Origin of the sequence: Anaeromicropila populeti, from assembly GCF_900112775.1 — a bacterium.
In the GTDB taxonomy this organism is placed as follows: Bacteria; Bacillota; Clostridia; order Lachnospirales; family Lachnospiraceae; genus Anaeromicropila_A; species Anaeromicropila_A populeti.
In genome coordinates, this window is the sequence record NZ_FOYZ01000008.1 from 43,009 (window position 1) to 62,522 (window position 19,514).

General features: G+C 36.3%; 20 protein-coding genes and 1 riboswitch. Of the genes, 4 read left to right on the top strand and 16 right to left on the bottom strand.

Annotation, left to right across the window (positions count from 1 at the left end):
- The 6 genes from BM305_RS10935 to BM305_RS10960 all read right to left on the bottom strand — a co-directional run.
- Positions 1 to 1,442: glycoside hydrolase family 9 protein (locus BM305_RS10935; RefSeq protein ID WP_242940515.1), on the bottom strand; the 1,442-nt coding region annotated here is incomplete at its 3' end.
- A 218-nt stretch (positions 1,443 to 1,660) separates the two neighbouring features.
- Entirely contained in the window at positions 1,661 to 2,410 is a 750-nt protein-coding gene (locus BM305_RS10940; RefSeq protein WP_092560734.1) for an ABC transporter ATP-binding protein, read from the bottom strand.
- A gap of 9 nt (positions 2,411 to 2,419) precedes the next feature.
- Positions 2,420 to 3,439: an ABC transporter substrate-binding protein gene (locus BM305_RS10945; RefSeq protein WP_092560735.1), complete on the bottom strand. Its 1,020-nt coding sequence runs from the start codon at positions 3,437 to 3,439 to the stop codon at positions 2,420 to 2,422.
- Between the two features lie 42 nt (positions 3,440 to 3,481).
- A complete protein-coding gene (locus BM305_RS10950) occupies positions 3,482 to 4,258 on the bottom strand; it encodes an ABC transporter permease (RefSeq protein WP_092560736.1) in 777 nt (258 codons plus the stop codon).
- On the bottom strand, positions 4,227 to 4,523 hold the full coding sequence (locus BM305_RS10955; protein ID WP_092560738.1) for a thiamine-binding protein: 297 nt from the start codon (positions 4,521 to 4,523) through the stop codon (positions 4,227 to 4,229). Before BM305_RS10955 ends, BM305_RS10950 begins: the two co-directional genes overlap by 32 nt.
- 118 nt (positions 4,524 to 4,641) lie before the next feature.
- Positions 4,642 to 4,755, bottom strand: a riboswitch (TPP riboswitch).
- Between the two features lie 51 nt (positions 4,756 to 4,806).
- The gene (locus tag BM305_RS10960; RefSeq protein ID WP_092560740.1) at positions 4,807 to 5,943 is read right to left on the bottom strand and encodes a glycoside hydrolase family 18 protein; all 1,137 of its coding nucleotides are present in this window, start codon (positions 5,941 to 5,943) and stop codon (positions 4,807 to 4,809) included.
- 108 nt (positions 5,944 to 6,051) lie between these two features.
- Between BM305_RS10960 and BM305_RS10965 the strand changes: the two genes are divergently transcribed.
- Positions 6,052 to 6,702 (top strand): HAD family hydrolase, encoded by a 651-nt coding sequence (locus tag BM305_RS10965; RefSeq protein WP_092560742.1) that lies wholly within the window; start codon positions 6,052 to 6,054, stop codon positions 6,700 to 6,702.
- A gap of 59 nt (positions 6,703 to 6,761) precedes the next feature.
- On the opposite strand, the gene BM305_RS10970 is transcribed toward BM305_RS10965, so the two are convergent.
- From BM305_RS10970 to BM305_RS10980, 3 genes are all read right to left on the bottom strand, one after another.
- Positions 6,762 to 7,199, bottom strand: coding sequence for a flavodoxin (locus tag BM305_RS10970; protein ID WP_092560744.1), 438 nt, complete (start codon positions 7,197 to 7,199; stop codon positions 6,762 to 6,764).
- Positions 7,200 to 7,223: 24 nt separating this feature from the next.
- Positions 7,224 to 7,814, bottom strand: coding sequence for a DUF3793 family protein (locus BM305_RS10975; RefSeq protein WP_092560746.1), 591 nt, complete (start codon positions 7,812 to 7,814; stop codon positions 7,224 to 7,226).
- Between the two features lie 110 nt (positions 7,815 to 7,924).
- A complete protein-coding gene (locus BM305_RS10980) occupies positions 7,925 to 8,125 on the bottom strand; it encodes a hypothetical protein (protein ID WP_092560748.1) in 201 nt (66 codons plus the stop codon).
- A 158-nt stretch (positions 8,126 to 8,283) separates the two neighbouring features.
- Between BM305_RS10980 and BM305_RS10985 the strand changes: the two genes are divergently transcribed.
- On the top strand, positions 8,284 to 8,802 hold the full coding sequence (locus BM305_RS10985) for a peptidylprolyl isomerase (RefSeq protein WP_092560750.1): 519 nt from the start codon (positions 8,284 to 8,286) through the stop codon (positions 8,800 to 8,802).
- 58 nt (positions 8,803 to 8,860) lie between these two features.
- On the opposite strand, the gene pap is transcribed toward BM305_RS10985, so the two are convergent.
- Positions 8,861 to 10,357, bottom strand: a complete 1,497-nt coding sequence (gene pap, locus BM305_RS10990) for a polyphosphate:AMP phosphotransferase (RefSeq protein WP_092560752.1) — start codon at positions 10,355 to 10,357, stop codon at positions 8,861 to 8,863.
- A 204-nt stretch (positions 10,358 to 10,561) separates the two neighbouring features.
- Here pap and BM305_RS10995 point away from each other — a divergent pair, with 204 nt between their 5' ends.
- Positions 10,562 to 11,200 (top strand): ABC transporter ATP-binding protein, encoded by a 639-nt coding sequence (locus BM305_RS10995; RefSeq protein WP_092560754.1) that lies wholly within the window; start codon positions 10,562 to 10,564, stop codon positions 11,198 to 11,200.
- A gap of 7 nt (positions 11,201 to 11,207) precedes the next feature.
- Positions 11,208 to 11,996: an ABC transporter permease gene (locus BM305_RS11000; RefSeq protein WP_092560756.1), complete on the top strand. Its 789-nt coding sequence runs from the start codon at positions 11,208 to 11,210 to the stop codon at positions 11,994 to 11,996.
- Positions 11,997 to 12,102: 106 nt separating this feature from the next.
- On the opposite strand, the gene BM305_RS11005 is transcribed toward BM305_RS11000, so the two are convergent.
- The 6 genes from BM305_RS11005 to ruvB all read right to left on the bottom strand — a co-directional run bounded on the left by BM305_RS11005 (position 12,103) and on the right by ruvB (position 19,497).
- Positions 12,103 to 12,555, bottom strand: coding sequence for an NUDIX hydrolase (locus BM305_RS11005; protein ID WP_092560758.1), 453 nt, complete (start codon positions 12,553 to 12,555; stop codon positions 12,103 to 12,105).
- Between the two features lie 106 nt (positions 12,556 to 12,661).
- A complete protein-coding gene (locus tag BM305_RS11010) occupies positions 12,662 to 14,140 on the bottom strand; it encodes a peptidoglycan D,D-transpeptidase FtsI family protein (protein WP_092560760.1) in 1,479 nt (492 codons plus the stop codon).
- A complete protein-coding gene (locus tag BM305_RS11015; protein ID WP_242940517.1) occupies positions 14,064 to 15,449 on the bottom strand; it encodes an FtsW/RodA/SpoVE family cell cycle protein in 1,386 nt (461 codons plus the stop codon). The genes BM305_RS11010 and BM305_RS11015 overlap by 77 nt, the downstream gene beginning before the upstream one ends.
- Entirely contained in the window at positions 15,450 to 17,885 is a 2,436-nt protein-coding gene (locus tag BM305_RS11020; protein WP_092560762.1) for a U32 family peptidase, read from the bottom strand.
- Positions 17,886 to 17,994: 109 nt separating this feature from the next.
- Entirely contained in the window at positions 17,995 to 18,441 is a 447-nt protein-coding gene (gene zapA / locus BM305_RS11025; RefSeq protein WP_242940518.1) for a cell division protein ZapA, read from the bottom strand.
- A gap of 66 nt (positions 18,442 to 18,507) precedes the next feature.
- Entirely contained in the window at positions 18,508 to 19,497 is a 990-nt protein-coding gene (ruvB, locus tag BM305_RS11030; protein WP_092560766.1) for a Holliday junction branch migration DNA helicase RuvB, read from the bottom strand.
- Between the last annotated feature and the right edge of the window lie 17 nt (positions 19,498 to 19,514).

Here is a 19,514-nt window from a genome sequence, read left to right on the forward strand (position 1 = left end):
ACTGGTGTTGGTGTTACCACTGGCGTTGGTGTTACCACTGGTGTTGGTGTTGGTACTGTACTCTGACCATCTACCAAAATACCAGCTAATGCTCCAACAAGGCCTGCATTATAATCGATACCAACTTCCGTATACTCATATGCTGCACCATTATCACTATATTGATCGTTACTGTTTGGTCCACCTACTAATCCGCCTAACAATAAATTTTTAGCAGGTTTTAAGTTACCACTATTCTCATATGTATATCCATTTGCCGCTCTATGATGTGGATAAAGTGGGTATTTACTTCCATATCCAATCATATAAGACATGTTCATAGGATTATCTCCTAAAATATAATTAATCTGTGACACTGCTAAGTTTTTAGCAGCAGAATCCTTTGTTATTCCATAGTACTGCATAGCAACCATTGCTTCTGCTGATGAATATCTAAGAGTACCCCAGCTGTTAAGATATTTCAAACCACCAGCTGTTGTAGCTAAACTGTTGTTCCAATAGTCAACATTTTTCTTTAATGCATTTAAATATACTGCATTTTTAGTTAATTTATACATTTGGATTGTAGCTGGTGTAAACATATCATCCCAGCACATTGTCCACTCGTCAGTAACAACGCCTGTACTTGTTTTTAAATAATTTTCAGCATCTGTAAGATAACTTGCTGTACCAGTTATTTGATATAACCATGTTGCAGCCCATGCCAAGTCATCTTTATAACTGCTGGAAGAATAGAAACTTTGTCCTTGACTTGTACCAAGGTTGGACTTTCCTAATGTGTAAAGTGTCTTTGCTGCTGCAAGACATTTATTTGCATAAGTTGAATCAATATCCTTATAATTTAAATACATAATACTTAATGCTGCTGAAGAACCGCCACACACATCAGAACCTGGGTTACTTGCATCCACTTTATAAATCGTGGAACGATTACCTTGTGCTTCTGGTGCTCCCCAGTAAGAATGATCCTGATATCCATCTCCTACCTGATAATAAAAAGTATTTGCATTTGGATGACATTTTAATAAATAATCAGTAAAATGTTTCAAAGTCTGCATTGTTTTCTCAGTAGCTCCAGCCTGATCAAATCCAGCCTTGTATTCATAAAAACTCCAGCCAAGTACAGATGCTGCATAAGCCTGTGTAATTCCAAACTTTACATGATCACCACAATCGTGATAACCACCCGTTAAATCAAGCCCTACATCTGCGCCATCATTTACGTGGCAAGCTCCACGCCAGCTAAACGCATTATTTTCACCAGCATCTGGTCCACATTTATTAGCATCATAAAAAGTAATAGCATACTTTAATGCTGTACCATAATCTTTACTTGCTGCTTTTACCTGATTCACACTTCCTAAACCAGAAATAGAACCAATGATTAAACCGCATCCTACTGCAAGTGCAGTACCCTTTTTTAATTTCATCCCTATTTTCATATTATCCTCCTTAAATTAAAAATATCTTTTTTATTCCCCTTTACTTTCCTTGATCCTCCCTTCGCACACAAAATCAGGAAGTAGGTATAACTTTAATTTTTCGTTTACTTCTATGACTAATTATAAACGAATCTTAGTAAAAAACCCTCTGTTATGATTAACATGTTAACTTTTTCTACATATTGTGTTATCATTTTATTAAAAATCGAAAAAAGTTGCTACTGCAACTTTTTTTCTAAATTTTCTATGATTTTTCTCTTATAATGAATAAAACTTTCGGATAACAAAAACTCTTCTCCGCGAGGCTTTTTTTCTGTGATAATAATCTCTTCCGTAATATGTCCTGGATTACCTGTCAGCAGGTAAATCCTGTCTGACAAATAAATCGCTTCGTCTATGTCATGGGTAATAAATAAGGTAGATAACTGAATTTTTTCCATAATCCCCAGATACCATTTATGCATAGCACTTTTAGTTATCGTATCCAGTGCACTAAACGGCTCATCCAGCAAAGCAACCTTACTGGAAAACAGATACGTTCTGAGCAAAGCTGCCCGTTGCTTCATACCGCCTGAAAGTTCATGTGGGTACTTTTTTTCCGTATTTTCTAAACCAAACTCCTGAAAATATGGACCTGCTACTTTTCTTGCTTCCCTTTTCTTCATTCCCTTTATGACCAATGGAAGAGCCACATTATCTTCGATTGTTTTAAAGGGAAACAGTAAATCCTTTTGAAGCATATAGCTGACATGCCCAGTTTCTCCTGTAATAGTATTTCCATCAAGAGAAACCTCACCAGAATCAGGACACATCAGACCAGAAATAATATTAAATAAAGTGCTTTTGCCTCCTCCACTTGCTCCTAAAAGAGAAACCAGTTCCCGATTGTGGAGCGAGAGTGATACATTTTCCAGCACCTGTTTATCCTGAAAAAATTTGTTTATATTTTCAACTCGTAATTCTGCCATATCTGCATCCTATTCTGGTAAATAGTCATTTGTAAAACCTGTATTTTCAGGTATTTTATTTTCCACCAAATTATTATCATTGAGCCAATTGTAAAAAGTATTCCATCTTGTGCTGTCTATATAGCCCCACCTTTCCACCTCTGCTTTATATTGATCTGCCAGCCATTTCTGACTTCTTACCGTAATGTCCCGATCCAGTTCTGGCGCTGCTTTTAATAAAATTTCCGCTGCACCTTCTGGATCTGCAATTGCATCCTCGTATCCCTTTTTCACTGCATCAAGAAATGCTTTCGCCATTTCTTCATTCTCCTCTAGATATTCCGTATTGGCAATGAGAACAGGTGTATAGTAGTCAAACACTGGATTGATATCTCGAAAGGCAAAATAATCTGTATCCAGGTCTTTTACTTCAGTGGCAATTCCTGCCCATGCGTAATAAATCCAGATTGCATCCACTGACTTGGTTTTTAAAGCACTTACTTCATCCGTTACCGTACTTGGAATTAGGTTTACTTTGCTAAAATCTCCACCATCTGCTTCCACTACATTTTTCAAAACAGCCTTTTCTACATCCAAATCCCAGGTAGCATATTTTTTACCTTCCAACCCTTTTGGTGTATCCATTCCTTCTCCTTTACGGCTTACAATACCTGATGTATTATGCTGGATAAGGGCGGCTACTGCAATTACAGGCAGTTTATTCTCTCCTGTTAAAGCTGGGGCTAAATAGTCCTGAAATGAAACACCAAACTGTGCTTTTCCGCTTGCAACCAACGCTTCTGCTCCATCGTCTGGTGGCTGAACGATTTCAATCTGGATACCTGCTTCTTCAAAATACCCCTTTTCCTGTGCCACATAAATTCCTGTATGATTTGTATTTGGTGTCCAGTCCAGTACAAATGTAATTTTTTTCATTGGTGTGCCAGACTCCGTCTTTTCATTTGATTGGTTCTTTCCACATCCCACCAAGATAACGCACATTACTGCCACCATAGCTCCTGCTATTATTTTGCTGCCTGCTTTTTTCATTCTTGTTCCACAACTAACACAACTGTGTTCCTTTCTATCCTTTTATTTTCTTATTGCCCTTCTGTTTTCCCATGGTGTACAGCATTTACGCAAAACGTCTACACTATACATAAGAACCAGACTGATTGCCGAGATTAAAAAAATAACTGCAAACATCTTGTCAAAGGCATATGATTTTTTTACCCGTGTCATATAAACTCCCAATCCAGAAAAACCACCCAGCCATTCTGCAATTACAGCTCCTACTACTGAATAGGAAACAGCAATACGCAGACTGGCAAAAAACTGGCTTAAGGAACTTTTTATTTTTATATGTTTAAATATCTGAATCCTTGTTGCTCCCATAGATTGAAGAAGATGAACTGCATCTCTATCCGCAGAACGAAATCCTTCTAGCAAGCCAATTGCCACCGGGAAAAATGTCACAATCACAATTAGTACAACCTTGGGTGCAATACCATATCCCAGCCACAATACTAAAAGTGGTGCAATTGCTACTGTTGGTACCGTCTGGGTTATTACCAAAACAGGATATACAGCTTTATAAATAAATTCAAACTGATCCATCATCACAGCAAGAACAAAGCCAATCAGTACTCCACACAGCAGCCCCAGAAAGGCCTCCACTAAAGTAACCTTTGCATGAAACATCAGTAAGGAGAAGTCGCTTATAAATGCATGTATTACCTGAACAGGAGATGGCAGCATATAGGTTGGAACAACGTGAAAACAGGAAATCAGTTCCCATATAACCAGAATTCCTGCAATTGTCATAGGAGCTGCTATTTTATTGGTGATGCTTTGTAACTTTTTTTTCAATGGTCAGCACATCTCCTTCTGGTTTATAAGTGACCTTTATATAAGCAGCGACAGAAGGTGCACCTGCACGAATAGCAATATGCTGGCATTCCTTTACAATGTCCATTAATTCATCGTAATCCCCTTCAATTGCCGTCTCAAAGGGGCCTACATAATAATGTAATCCTGTACTCTTAATATAAGCAATCACCTCATCTACTATACGAATTAGTTCCTCATCATTCTTTGCTTCTGGTAACGTTTGAATTGCCACACTTGCGTTCATAATAGTCCTCTCCTTTTTGTCTATTCCTATTGTCCTACAGCACACTGATTCACAGGTATATGAAAACCCTTCTGGTGATCCAGAAGGGTTGTTATTTAAACAGATATGTTTTCTGCTCTATCAGTTTATTTATACTCCCTACGCTGGAATTACCCAGATCAGGTATAAGGGTCAAAGACATTCATTTGGTCCTAATCTCAGTCAGACTCTTCTGACTCCCCTGAAATCGCACTAATTATAAAACAAGCTATGGCAAAAGTCAAGTAAAACAGCACTTTAATTGTTATTCACCACTTTCAGCAGGAAGTAGTTTCCTACCGCCAAAGCCTTTGTATATTTTTGTAAATTCATATTTTGCATGAATACCTAGATTATTCACCAGCATAGCATCTTTATTTATTTCCCAGAAAGAAACCATTCCCAGCTGTTTTTTGTCTGCATGATTTACTACAAGCCTGGCCCATTTCTTTGTAAAAACAGGATGCTGATAGGACGAAAATCCAATATTAGTTGTTGTCCCAATTTTGGAAAAGGCTTGGTCCTCACTCAATGAAATTCCTAAGTACTGTCGATAATATTTTTTCAGCTGTTCTGTAGCTGCATCAATTGCCTTTACCGAAGCAGTCCCATAGCTGACACCTGGTGATAAACTGCCTCTCCCATAGCACATTGTCATTAAATTTAGTATTTCAATCTCTACTCCACTTTCTAAATATGCCTCTAGCACCAGTAGTTGCTGATAATCCAATCCATCCTCTGAAACGGGTAGTGTCAGAATTACCTCAACACCAGTTTCATCCTGTACTATTTTCAGTGCCTTTGCATTTGCAGCATTCTTTGCCCTGTTTTGAGCGGCACCTTCAATATCAAAGTCAATTCGTGTAAGCCCATACACTGATATAATCTCTCGATATGTATTTGCTAAAACTGCCACATTACTGGTGACCTGCCAAAAGGCGATTCCTTTCCCACCACCAAAGGATACACAGACATCTCCGCCCATTGACCTTAATTCTTTAATAGAACGCTTTAATCCTAAATACTGGGGGTCCCATTTCCCTTTTTCTGATAAAGCCTGATAGCCGCCCCACCCCCATTGTATTTTCTTATTTTTTATAATATGGGAGCTTGCCTGGATAAACCCCAGATGAAAAAATTTTACACCTGTATCCTGGGAAACTCTCTTCAAATTCAAGGAACCGTTGTTGGAATAGCCTTTTTGGGTAACCCAGGCTGCCATATCTACGTATGGGGCAAACACATGCTCTGGCCATATAATACCGTGACCAGCCCCCAAATTTTTTTCAGCTGCCAGAACAACCTTTCCAGTATCCATTCTCATTGATTCCGTTAAAATAATAACTATCACAAGTATAAAAGTAATTACAATTTTCTTGTTTAAAATTTTAGAATTACCCATTATCTTCCTCCTTGCACTGACCTTGTCATTATATATGTTTTTTTATGGAACATCAATATATTTTATGATATGATAGTACCATAAAGTTACTATTGGGAGGGACCTTACTTGATTAATACTATAGTATTTGATATGGACGGTGTTCTGTTTGACACAGAAAAACTGTTTATGGAATGTTCTTATCAGGCGGCAGAACAAATGCAGCTTAGTGAAATTGAAACTGCGTTAAAATCCAGTATAGGACTGAATCACAGAGATACACAAGAACTATTTTTAAAACTCTATGGTCAGGATTTTCCTTATGAGGAATTTCAGAAGAATCTGCGTCTTCTTATGGCAGAAAGAATTGAGTCAGAAGGGCTGCCTGTGAAAAAGGGAGTCTATGAGTTGTTAGCTTATTTAAAAAAAGAAAATTATAACATTGCATTAGCATCTTCTTCTACTGAAAAAAGTGTGTTAAGCCATCTAGTCCGTGCTGAAATTAAGAGTTATTTTCAAGTTATTGTTTGTGGTGATATGGTTGTTCATAGTAAGCCTAATCCAGAAATATATCAGATGGCTTGTGATAAATTGAAAGTCGCTCCTAATAAGGCATTTGCCATTGAAGATTCCCCTAATGGAATTAAATCTGCTCACTCCGCTGGCATGAAGGTTATAATGGTACCTGATTTAATTCAGCCTTCCCATGAAATTCTTCAGCTGCTTTCTCAAAAATTTGATTCTCTATTAGATGTAAAAGATTTTCTTCAAAATAACTAATATAACAAGTATAAAGGTGTAGCTGCTAAATACCAAGTAACAGCTACACCTTATTTTTGTCAGACATTGAATGAAGCAAGCGTCTTTCCTATGTCTATACATCTTTCCTTTGTTTCATCATCAGGCTCTCCTAAAACGGTAATACCTTCTCCGCCTACAATAACAGCACCTGCATTTTGCATTCTTTCTTCCCAGTCACGCATCCATTCACAGTTTCCCCAGCCATATGAACCGAATAATGCAATACTCTTTCCAGATACTATTCCTTCCAGTTCTTCCACAAAAGGTTCCATGACACTTTCCTCCAGCTGTTCTGCTCCCATGGATGGACATCCCAAAGCAAATGCTTTATCCCCCGCTAAATCCTTTGGATCAATCTCACTTACATCCACTACATTTGCAGTCTGGCCTGCTTTCTCTACTCCCTGTGCAATATACTTTGCCATCTGCTCCGTATTACCTGTACCACTCCAAAAAACAATATTTACTTTACTCATCCTTATTTCCTCCTTCTATTTCTTCTATGCGCATGCAATTTCCCTTATGCTCTTACCATTTAACAATTCATCAACTACCTCTTCTTTAGCTCTGTCAAATGCTTCAAAAATTTCTTTTGCCCGCTTCAGGTTTTGATAAACCTTCCAGTAGCCTGTCAGAATACAATTTTTTCCCCCGTTTTCAATAAATCCTTTTATATCTTCCCCTGGATACCCTAGAAAAGCACCGATTTCATGGGGAAAATCATTTTCTTTCATATAATATCTGTGCAGCCGGCCAGACAATTGTTCAATCATATCTTCCATCAGAAGTCCTTTATATCCATATACAATTAATATTTCCTGAATATCTGCACGTTCTAAATGCCGTTCCAGCAACTCTTCCCGATATAAATACAAAGTACATTTTTCTCTTTTGTGGTAGATACAACGATAGGAAATTCCTGTGTCTTCTAATAAATTTATTACTTCCTCTGAACACTTATCTGGTATTGTACAAATACAGGCTTCTCGAATGCCTTTTAGTAAAGGTGCACTTTGTAATGCAATCTGAAACTGTACTCTATTTAGCTCTGTAGTGTTTGATAAGTATGTCATTACATGTTCCGTTGGCATCGTTTCACCTCATTTCTAGTTAGTTTCTGCTAACCATCTACAAGATAGCATATATTATTTTCTGATGCAATGGTTTTAATGATAACTATTCTTAACAATCTTCTTTGATACTATTTATCAATACTGCTTTTATAATCGTCTCTTGCCCAGTTAGGCGCATTTACTGTACCCGCTTTTTCATGTCCATACTTTGCTTTTCCCTGAATTTCTGGAACAGGTGGCTGTTCGTTTTTATTTGTATGCATTTTCTTATTGCTTTCTGTTCCATGTGGCTCTTTTGGATCAGGACGCCTCATTCCTGCTTTTGCCATTATAACACCTCCAGACTTATTTCGTATTCTCAGTATGACCATTCTTATTTTTTCTATTCTTAACTAAAATGGATTTTATGTTTTGTCCCTTTACAAATGAAATAAAATCCAGTAAACTAATACAATGACAAATTTATTAAAGAAGGGATGTTCCTATCATGCAAAATCCAATTGTAACATTTGAAATGGAATCTGGAGAAATAATTAAGGCTGAATTATATCCTGATATTGCTCCAATCACAGTAAATAATTTTATAAGCTTAATTAACAAAAAATATTATGATGGACTAATCTTTCATAGAGTCATTCAGAATTTTATGATTCAGGGCGGCTGTCCAAACGGAACAGGTATGGGTGGTCCTGGCTATTCAATTAAAGGGGAGTTTTCCAGCAATGGTTTCAATAACACCTTACAGCACACAGAAGGCGTACTTTCCATGGCACGTTCACAAATGCCCAACTCGGCTGGATCGCAATTTTTTATTATGCACAAAAATGCACCTCATCTAGACGGCCAATATGCTGCATTTGGTAAAGTAACCGAGGGTATGGACGTTGTGAATCAAATAGCTGAATGTAAAACAGATTATTCTGATCGTCCGCTCCAGGAACAAAAAATGAAATCTGTAACAGTTGAAACCTTTGGCGAAACATACGATGAGCCAGAAACAGTGTAATCTATTTTTAATTAAAAATGTGCTATAGAATTTATCCTCTACAGCACATTTTTCTTTGCTATTTTAATATGTTTTCCAACGTTTCTACTATAGTTTCTAGTATTTTAATTCTTGCATACAGCTTGGAATCTGCCTCTACAATCACCCATGGTGCTTTACTGGTTGAAGTTTTTACTATCATTTCATCCACTGCCTCTTCATATTGCTCCCATTTGCTCCTGTTCCGCCAGTCCTCCTCTGTAATTTTCCACTGTTTTTCCACTATGTTCTCTCTCTCGTGAAATCTCTTTTCCTGCTCTTCCTTACTTATATGAAGCCAGAATTTTAAAATAATATATCCATCCTGCACCAGATTTTCTTCCATCTGGTTTATCTCATTATATGCTCTGCTCCACTGTTCTCTGGTGGCAAATCCTTCTACTCGTTCTACCAATACTCTTCCATACCAGGTTCTATCAAAAATTTCCAAATGGCCTGCTTTAGGAAATTTTGTCCAAAAGCGCCACAAATAATGATATTGCCGTTCTAAATCGTTAGGTGCAGAAATAGGGATTACTTCATACCCTCTAGGATCAATATTTTCTGTTATTCTCTTAATCGCACCACCTTTACCAGCTGCATCCCAGCCTTCTAATGCAATAATAACCGGCACTCTCTCACGATACATTCTGTTATGGAGAATTCTCAGCCTATCCTGTAATTTTTCAAGCTTTTCCTTATACTTCTCCTTTTCCATAGTTACAGATAAATCAATTCCTTTCAAAACTCCAGGTTTAAATTTATTCTCAAAAAAATTCTCTGGTTTATCTTGGTTTTCCACCTGCTCCTTTTGCTTTTCTGTTTTATGCTCTGCTAAATCAAGGGCTTTTGACATTTGTTTTATTACTGTATGGAACATTTTTGCAATAGCATATTTTTTATCTGTTGCTTCAATCACATACCATGGAGCATTGGGTGTGTCAGTTTGGATTAACACACGATCTAATACTTCCAGATAATCGTGATATTTCTTATTTTCCTTCCAATCCTCTTTATTCACTCTCCAACTTGTATCCTCTGATTTTTCCAGCTTTTCAAACCGGCTTTCCTGTTCCTTCTTTGAAATATGCAGGAAAAATTTAATTAATACCACTCCGTCATCTGTAAGCTGCTTCTCGAATAAATTAAATTCATCCAGCATCGCTTCCATATCTTCTGGGTGCTTATATATTTTCTCGCTTATCATACGGTGATACCAGCTATGATCATAGATATGAATCCGTCCCTTTGCAGGAATCTGGTTCCAGAATGCCCAAAAAAACGAATGCCACTTTTCTTCTTCTGTTTTTTCTTCCATTGTAAAAACTTTGAATCCACGAGGATCAAGGGGATGAATTAAATGATTAATTAGAGTACCCTTACCAGATGCTTCCCAGCCTTCAAAAAGAATTGCTACAGGAATATTATAATTTCTTAATTTTCTCTGCAACTCACCAAGCTTAACAGTTAACGTATCCATCATACTTTTAAATTCTTCTTTTTCGAGCCTCTTTCCTAATTCAATCTGTTCTAACACAGGCATCGCTCCTTTTCTATATTCTACCTATATTGTAACATTTATTTTTGTTTTTATCACGCTATACTTTACCATTTTTAACCGCATAATATGTAAAGAGCTTTTTCTTCGTAATAAACCAAAAATAAAATCACTAATATTCTATCTCTTTTTGAGTAATAATAATACTTCAGTTAAATTAAGAATTAAAAGGAGATATCATTTATGTTTTCTCTTAATAATGTTAAATATAGACACATCCTGAACATTCAGGAGCTTACTATCAAAGAGCATAAAATCACATGTATCGTTGGACAAAGTGGGAGCGGAAAGTCAACGCTTTTACGACTTCTAAATAAGCTAATAAGCTGCGATAGTGGAGATATTTTATTCAACAATGTACATGTAAATATGATTAATTCTGTAGAATTGAGAAGAAATGTTGTTATGCTGCCACAACTTCCAGTAATCTACCCTGGAACTATAAAAGAAAATCTTTTAATTGGTCTTAAATTTGTTGAAAAGCCTTTTGTTGATGATACAAAACTATATCAAATTTTAAAACTCGTTCATTTGAATAAGGTCTTGGATGATGATTGTAATCAGCTTTCTGGCGGAGAAAAGCAAAGGCTTGCCTTAGCAAGAGTTATTCTGCTTGATCCAGATGTCTTTTTATTAGATGAACCGTCTTCTGCTTTAGATGAAGAAACAGAACGTATTATTATTGAAAAACTAGTTGATTTAACTAAAAAAAAGAACAAAACATTAATTATGGTTACTCATTCAAAAAAGGTAGCAGAGACTTACTCTGAATATATAATAGAAATTTCTCAAGGAAAAGTCATAGATATTAAGGAGATATAAGATAAAAATGAATCATGTTATTATTTTAGAATTAGGGCAAATAATTGCAGCCTATATTTTTGTTATTATCCTAATACTTATTGTGAAACTAAAAAAAATCCCTAGAGATAAAGAAATATTACTAGCATCAGTTCGGATGACTTTACAGCTAATACTTGCAGGATACCTGCTGGTATACCTTTTCAACCGCCCATCTCCCTTTTTAACTATTATTGTATTATTTGGAATGGAATTCTTTTCTGTTTACAATATTATAAAGAGAGCAAAAGCAAAACTTTCCTATAATTTAAAATTGATTATTGCTCTGTCCATGATGGCCGGCACTATTTCCTGTATATTTTACTTTTTGCTTGTAGTTGTAAGCATTTCCCCTTGGTATAACCCACGCTATTTTATTCCTATTGCTGGTATGCTTATTGGAAATTCTATGACAGGTGTTTCTTTGGGCGTCAATCGATTAGTTGATGGCATGAAAAATCAGATTAATTTAGTTGAAGGAGCTTTAATGCTTGGCGCTACACCCAAAATGGCTTCTAAACAGATTGTGGATACAGCATTTGATTCGGCAATACTACCAACCATCAATTCAATGGTTGGAATGGGGATTGTATTCCTCCCTGGTATGATGACAGGACAAATACTTTCCGGCACCTCACCCGTAACAGCGATAGAATATCAAATAGCAATTATGCTTGGAATACTAGGCAGTGTTACATTAACTGTAATTATATTTGTACAATTAGGTTATAAAACCTTCTTTAATCAACAAAGTCAATTAATCATTACTAATTTTTAAATTAGGAGATGCAGAGCAATATCTACCCTATTATAAAAGAACTGTATAACAATAACTTTCTATTGCCATACAGTTCTTTTTTGACATACCTTAACTACGTTCCAAATTAGAAATATTTTTTACTACCCCAAAAATTACTTTTTTTCAAGTATATATACTCATTATATGCTTTCTCAAGTATCTGCTTCTCATTAGAAAACTTCAATAAATGATATGCTTCATGAAATTTATAATATCCTGAGTCCATAAAAAATTCTTCACGTTGTGGTTTGCTATAATAACTATCTGCCATCATTAAATACCAGTGAACGTCCTTCGTTACTGTATCAATTGGGGTATTGAAGGTATATTGACTTTTACCAATATACTTAATAATAGAAGCCGAAACACCTGTTTCTTCTTTTACTTCTCTTAATGCCGTTTCCTTAAATTCTTCTCCTGCTTCTACAGTTCCTTTTGGCAAAACCCACCCTTCATACTTATTTTTATAATTCTTATACAGTAGCAATATCTTTCCTCTGAAAATAACCACACCGCCACAGCTCGTTGCTTCAACCATTGCAATGCCCCCTGTACTTATGCGATAAAATCACAATATTTGGTGTGTCTAACTGTAGTTAGTATACATCTTTTATAATAACTTTTCAATAATATTTCAAAAATAATTAAGTTAAGTACTGTTCAAATAATTGCTTTGCAATGGGAACTGCGTACTGACTTCCTGTCCCTGCACCTTCCACAATGACAGAAACAACAATCTTTGGATCTTCTGCCGGTGCAAAGCCAACAAACCATGCATGGGACGACTTGCTGGAATTGTATTCAGCTGACCCTGTTTTTCCAGCTGCTGTATATTTTGAATTTTTCAATTCGGCAGCTGTTCCCTCTTCTACTACGGCCTGCATATATTCTGTTAACACCTGTGCTTCTTCTGCTGTCATTAATGCACCGTATATGGAAGGAACATTCTTTTTCACAATCTTCTTTTTTGAAGTTTCAACTCGATCTACTACATATGGCCTCATAAGATTCCCTCCATTGGCAATGGCAGCAACTATCATTGCATTGTGAAGTGGTGTAATCTGGGTTTTCCCCTGTCCAATTGCTGTCTGGGGAACCTCCTCCTCATCTGAATGTTCATCTAAAACAAAATGACTTCTGTTTGTTACAATTGATGTTGGAAGTTTAGTGTTAAACAGTAAGCTGTTACAGGTATTGCGAAAAGATTTCAAATCCAGCTTACTTCCAATATTAGCAAAAGAAGTATTGCAGGACTTTGCCAGTGAAAGCTTCAAATCAACCATGCCATGATGTTTTTCATTGTAGCAGCGGATTTTTATACCTGAAAAATCATCCAATCCCTCACAATTATATTCATATTTACTATAATCTCCATATTCCCGCATGTATTCCAATGCTGTTACTAATTTAAAAGTTGAGCCTGGTGGATAAAGTCCCTGGGCTGCACGATTCATTAAAGCAGATTCATTTTGTACGTCTTCCTTTAATTCTTCCCATTTTTCAGACACTGTATTAGGATTATAATCAGGTTTTGAAACCATTGCCAGTATTTTTCCTGTGTCTGGTTCCAAAACAACTACCGCTCCTTTCCTGTCACCAAGAGCATCTGCTGCAATCTGCTGCAATGAAACATCTAATGTTGTAACTACATTATCTCCTGCTATCTTATCTCCAGCTATATCCTCTAAAAACTGGGAAAAGGCATTGGTGTTTGAAGTCAGCAATGGAAAATTTTCTGACAGCTCAATTCCTGTCTTTCCTTGTGAAAACTGACCCACAATGTGTACAAACAAACTATCATACGGATATCTTCTGGATTCCGTTCCATCTTTATTGGTTACCGTCTCTGCCAGTACCTCGTAATCATTTCCGTAAATGTTTCCCCTGATAATTCTCTCTGCCAACAAATCCTGTCTTGTATTATAGGTATTATTAATTACTTCACTACTGTCTGCCATCATAAAATAAACAAAATTTCCAATTAACAGAACAAATAACCCTACAAATACATAGGCAATTTTTATAATATCCTGATTTTTCTTTTTTTTAATTTCCTTGGGCTTTGGAATCTCTTGTTCTTTGCCCTGATGTAATAATTTTTTTCCTTTTTCCAACTTTTTCATCCTCATTCTGATTCAAAATATATAAACCCTGTAAAATGCTGAATATAAGCATCATACTTGCAATAGAACTTCCTCCATAGCTCATCATTGGCAGCGTAACACCTGTAGAAGGAATTAACTTTGTCACTCCACCGATTGATAAAAACACCTGAAAAATATATAAAACACTAAAACCCAGTGCTGTTAATTTGTAAAACATATTTTTCATTTTCATGGAAATAATCAAAAATGTTAAAAAGCAGCTCATATAGATTAAAATAATGCATAAGGCAAAAATACCTCCCATCTCTTCTGACACTGCGGAAAATATGAAATCACTTTCTACTACCGGAATACTATTAGGAAGCCCTTTTCCAAGACCCATACCGAACCATCCTCCTGTCCCAATTGCAAATAAGGACTGGGCAATCTGATAGCCTCCCGACGCAATATCACTCCATGGATCACTCCATGCCTGTACGCGGATTTTTACATGATCAAACAATTGATATGCGGTAACCGCAGCGATTACTCCACTTATCAGACCTGAAAACAAATAAACCGCATTGGAGGTTGCTATATAAAGCATAAAAATATAGGTGACAAAAAAAATTAATGCTGCCCCCAAATCTTTTTCCAACACAAGAATCAGGACATGTAAAGCTGCCAGTATTGTTATAAACACAATCTGCCTGAACCTGCTGCACTTTGACAGCATTGAGGCTGCAAAAAACACAAAAAGAATTTTTACAAATTCGGAAGGCTGAATCATAATCCCAAACAGTTCAAGCCAGTTTGTAGCACCATATATTGTTTTACCAAACACCAGCACTAGAATTAATATACCTATACCAGTTATTCCATATGCTATTCCAAGCCTTGAAAGCATCTTGAATTTTTCAATTACAAACGGAATAAATAGGCAAATTACCATAGATGCCGTTGCAATGTAGAATTGCTTTTTTGCTAAATCAAAATTTAACCTTGTCAGCATAATAAAGCTTATCGATAACAGCATCAGCATATGATTCAATACAAGCTTTGACAAATTGCGGTATACAAATTGGTACAAAATAATGGTCAAAACCAAAAACACTACCTGATAACTGTAAAATCCTATCACTTTCATACTCTTCGTATCCATATAAAGCAAAAAACTAAATATAAAATGAATGGAGAAAATCAGAATCCGCTGTATCCAATATATTTTTTCCTGCCCCTTTCTTTCTTTCTTTTGAAATACAAAAAATCCAAAGAAAGTGTATATAGTCATTAGAGTAATAACTATATACTTTGACAGTTCTACCATAACATTTTCCAAATTACTCACCTACTCTATTCCACGTTTCCAATGACCTTTTGTAAAATCATCTAACACTATTTTTTGTTCCTTTTCACCCGCAAAACCTCTGCTATACGCCTCAATTATTTTCTTCATTTCATCACTAGACTCTCTGGTAAAATCCAGTCTGATATTTTTGACTCCCAGTTCCTTCACTTCCTCTAAATGTTCCAGGAGATGAAGTGGTTTTCCATTGTATATTACATTATAACATACACTGCAAAAATTTTTACCAAAAAAGCTGTGATGAATACCATCTCTAAAATCAAAAAAATCTGAATTATTATTACATCCAATTGTGTTGTTTACTACGCACTGCTGTGATGTCATAATTGGCGTGTATCCATACACGATTAAGTCAAACCCCTCTATATTTAATTGTTTTAACTCATTATAATTCAATTCACAAGAAGCAGTAAATCTTTCTATTTCATATTCTTTCCAATATTTTTTAGTTTCCTCATTCATTACATACATATTATAATCTAAAATAATCGGTTTTTTCTCAACATACAGTCCATTTCTTTGTAAAAATTCAATTTCCTCCAAATTTTTTACTACAAATCCACAAATATCTGGACTTTTCAAATAATCTTGTATCCAGCTGCCAGCTTGCCCGTATTTATGATAAGTTTTCCTCCTGAAAATAGTTGGCAAAATAATGAAAATCTCCTTAGTTCCTTTATTTTGCCGGATATAATCAAAAACACCCGATTGTTCTGCCAGAGAAAACAAAACATATATTCCTGTTACGTTATCCATTGTGCAAGCTGTCTGTAGCTGTTCAAAGGACATTACGCTGACGCAAATACCGCCTAACGCTCTGCCCATTGTCGTTGTTTTTGCAGCCTTTAATGGTAACAGCCCACTTACCCTTTCCCGATTCTGCAACTGTAATACTCGGTTTTGTAATTGAGAGAATGCTTCTCTTCGCAATTCATTTAATTTTCCAATCGGCATAAACCAGTCTTCACTAGATTCAATTATTAATTCTCCAAGAGCAAACTCTGTCTCAGTATTTTTATACAATTGTTTTCTTACTTTTTCTGTTATAATTGGCTGACTTAATGCTGCTTCTAATTGCTCACCATATACTTCCACTCTTACATTCTGGTACTCCAGGGCTAACATAATTTTTTCTCCAGCCCTAGCTTTCAAATACCCCATTGCCATATTTTTACAATCTTTATTCATTATTTGTTTTTGAATTTCTTCTAAAAGCTTCTGGTTTCTCGTCCGATATACTTGATCCTTTTGGTTAATCTTAAGTCCGTGGGTGAAATTAGTCTGATACATTTTTTTCTGTTCCACATCATTTTTTACTGTAAATTCATAAACCGCTTCTCCCCTTTGATTACGAATTTCCAGAATATCTTGAGCATTTATGTCTTCTGACAGATTTATTTCTGCACGGTTTTTTAAAACCCTGGCAACCTGTCCTACCAATACTCCATTATGATTAGGCCGTTTCATCGACATCTGTTGCTTTCCATTATAGTTCACATAGTATCCTGATGAAAAACTCCCACGATTATATAAGTCCATAAGCTTACCAATATCCTGCTTCTGCATCAGCTTATTTTTTTCCAGATATTTCACATATCCCTCTTTACCAGATTCCAAATATAAGTCCACATACTTCCGGTACAATGCTGATGTCAAAGCTGCATATTCTGGTTTTTTCATTCGCCCCTCTATTTTAAAGGAATCAATTCCACACTCCACTAGTTGTGGAATCTCTAATATAGTACACATATCCTTAGGACTCAGTAAATACCCCTTCCCGTCTTTTACCTGCTTGCCTCCCACCTTTTCCATGGAATATTCCATACGGCATGGCTGGGCACAGCGGCCTCTGTTCCCACTACGTCCTCCTATAATACTGCTCATAAGACATTGTCCTGAAAAAGAATAGCAAAGAGCCCCATGTACAAAGGACTCAATTTCTAAATCCGTGTTTTCTCTCATTTCCCTGATTTCATCAAATGAAAGTTCCCTTGCTGTCACAATTCGTGTCACCCCTTTTGGCTTAAGTAGATTTGCGCCCTGTGCCATGGTAAGTGTCATCTGAGTAGACGCATGTAAATCTAAGTTAGGAAATGCTTTATGAAGATAAGACATGACTCCTAAATCTTGTACAATTACCGCATCCAGACCATGCATATAGAAAGGTAATATATATTCATATAATTGTTCTATCTCGTTATTCTTAATCAGCGTATTTACGGTTAAATAAATCTTTTTATCATGCAAATGTGCATATTCTATGGCCCGAAGCATCTGCTCCTGATTCAAATTGTCTGCATATGCTCTGGCTCCAAACTGCTGCCCGCCAATATAGACCGCATCGCAGCCTCCCTTGATTGCCGCAGCCATTCCTTCAAATGAACCTGCTGGTGCAAGTATTTCTATTTTTCTATTCATATGTTGCCTTTCTCTGTTTTATGAAATTTGTACTGGTGTAATAGAAATTCTGATATAAAAGAAAAAGACTGGTACAGATACTCAGTCTCTTGCCCTCCTTTATAAAAATCTAATCTCTGTCCAGCACTCTACGTTCCTTTCGCTCCGTTTCCAATTGTATGATTCTTTTCTGCAACTCATTATATTCTTCCCGAAGCTGAAGCATCTCTACTTCCTTCTCCTCTAATTTCGTTCTGGCTGCTACTAAATCATGCTTCATATTATAAATTTCACTGCTTTTCCTGTCAGACTCCTGCTGAATTTCTTCTAACTGTTCCTTCACCTTAAAGAGATCATCTGCAATATTTATTTGCATCATTGTATTCCGCATGTCACTGTCTAAGCTTTTATACCCCTCAATGTTTTTAAAATCTACAATCTTATTATTTATATAGGACGCAATTCTTTGCAGATATTCGGCACTTTCATATCCGCAAATAATCAGCTTTTTATTATTGATTAAAACCTCAACATCATTTTTTGTATACATACTATCGCCCCTTGCTATTCTTAGCATTCTTAGTCTCATTATAACTGATAAAGAATGAAACAGCAAGAAAAAAAGACAACATTATCATGTATCCTAAGACAATCCAAAGTGCTTATATACAAGATCTGTCACTATTCTCCCTCTTGGTGTACGCTGCAATAAACCATTCTGAATCAGATATGGTTCATATACATCTTCCAGTGTTCCTGCATCTTCCCCAATTGCCGCAGCAATGGTATCTAGTCCTACTGGTCCACCGCTAAACTTTTCCAGCATAGTTAATAAAATCTGTCGATCCATGTTGTCTAAACCCAATTTGTCTACTTCCAGTAAATCTAATGCAAAATTCGCCACCTCTAATGTAATTCTGCCATCGTACTTTACCTGGGCAAAATCACGGACTCTTTTTAGCAGGCGGTTTGCCAGACGAGGGGTTCCCCTTGAACGTCGGGCTAATTCCCATGCGCCCTTCTCATCAATGTCTACCTGAAATACCCCTGCTGCTCTTATTATAATGTCAACCAGCTCTTCGCTAGAGTAAAATTCCAGCCGGTGTACTACTCCAAAGCGGTCTCTCAGGGGAGCCGTCAGCATTCCTGCTCTTGTAGTTGCACCTACTAATGTAAACTTAGGCAAATCTAAACGAATGGATCTGGCAGATGCTCCTTTTCCAATTACAATGTCAATCGCAAAGTCTTCCATAGCTGGATACAAAACTTCTTCCACTTGACGATTCAACCGGTGTATTTCATCAATAAATAGCAAATCCCCATCTTGCAGATTATTCAAAATAGCAGCCATCTCACCTGGTTTTTCAATGGCAGGTCCAGAAGTAATTTTAATGTTTACATCCATCTCATTTGCTATAATCCCAGCCAAAGTTGTTTTACCTAAACCTGGAGGACCATAAAACAAAACATGATCAAGTGATTCCTTCCTTTGCTTTGCTGCCTCAATATAAATCTTCAGGTTATCCTTAATCTTTGTCTGACCAATATAGTCACTCAATAACTTTGGTCTGAGACTATTCTCAATTTTATAATCTTCTTCTATTAATTCAGTAGTAATTACACGTTTCTCCATGTTCCACGCTCTCCTGC

Excerpts from the sequence above, each read along its gene's own strand:
- BM305_RS10980 (WP_092560748.1), bottom strand. The coding sequence starts at position 8,125 with ATGGCAAAAGCAGGAATGAGGCGTCCTGATCCAAAAGAGCCACATGGA.
- BM305_RS10940 (WP_092560734.1), bottom strand. The coding sequence starts at position 2,410 with ATGGCAGAATTACGAGTTGAAAATATAAACAAATTTTTTCAGGATAAA.
- BM305_RS11000 (WP_092560756.1), top strand. The coding sequence starts at position 11,208 with ATGAATCATGTTATTATTTTAGAATTAGGGCAAATAATTGCAGCCTAT.
- ruvB (WP_092560766.1), bottom strand. The coding sequence starts at position 19,497 with ATGGAGAAACGTGTAATTACTACTGAATTAATAGAAGAAGATTATAAA.
- BM305_RS10960 (WP_092560740.1), bottom strand. The coding sequence starts at position 5,943 with ATGGGTAATTCTAAAATTTTAAACAAGAAAATTGTAATTACTTTTATA.
- zapA (WP_242940518.1), bottom strand. The coding sequence starts at position 18,441 with ATGCTAAGAATAGCAAGGGGCGATAGTATGTATACAAAAAATGATGTT.
- BM305_RS10955 (WP_092560738.1), bottom strand. The coding sequence starts at position 4,523 with ATGAACGCAAGTGTGGCAATTCAAACGTTACCAGAAGCAAAGAATGAT.
- BM305_RS10945 (WP_092560735.1), bottom strand. The coding sequence starts at position 3,439 with ATGAAAAAAGCAGGCAGCAAAATAATAGCAGGAGCTATGGTGGCAGTA.
- BM305_RS11005 (WP_092560758.1), bottom strand. The coding sequence starts at position 12,555 with ATGGTTGAAGCAACGAGCTGTGGCGGTGTGGTTATTTTCAGAGGAAAG.
- BM305_RS11010 (WP_092560760.1), bottom strand. The coding sequence starts at position 14,140 with ATGAAAAAGTTGGAAAAAGGAAAAAAATTATTACATCAGGGCAAAGAA.
- BM305_RS11020 (WP_092560762.1), bottom strand. The coding sequence starts at position 17,885 with ATGAATAGAAAAATAGAAATACTTGCACCAGCAGGTTCATTTGAAGGA.
- BM305_RS10970 (WP_092560744.1), bottom strand. The coding sequence starts at position 7,199 with ATGAGTAAAGTAAATATTGTTTTTTGGAGTGGTACAGGTAATACGGAG.
- BM305_RS10995 (WP_092560754.1), top strand. The coding sequence starts at position 10,562 with ATGTTTTCTCTTAATAATGTTAAATATAGACACATCCTGAACATTCAG.
- BM305_RS10975 (WP_092560746.1), bottom strand. The coding sequence starts at position 7,814 with ATGCCAACGGAACATGTAATGACATACTTATCAAACACTACAGAGCTA.
- BM305_RS10985 (WP_092560750.1), top strand. The coding sequence starts at position 8,284 with ATGCAAAATCCAATTGTAACATTTGAAATGGAATCTGGAGAAATAATT.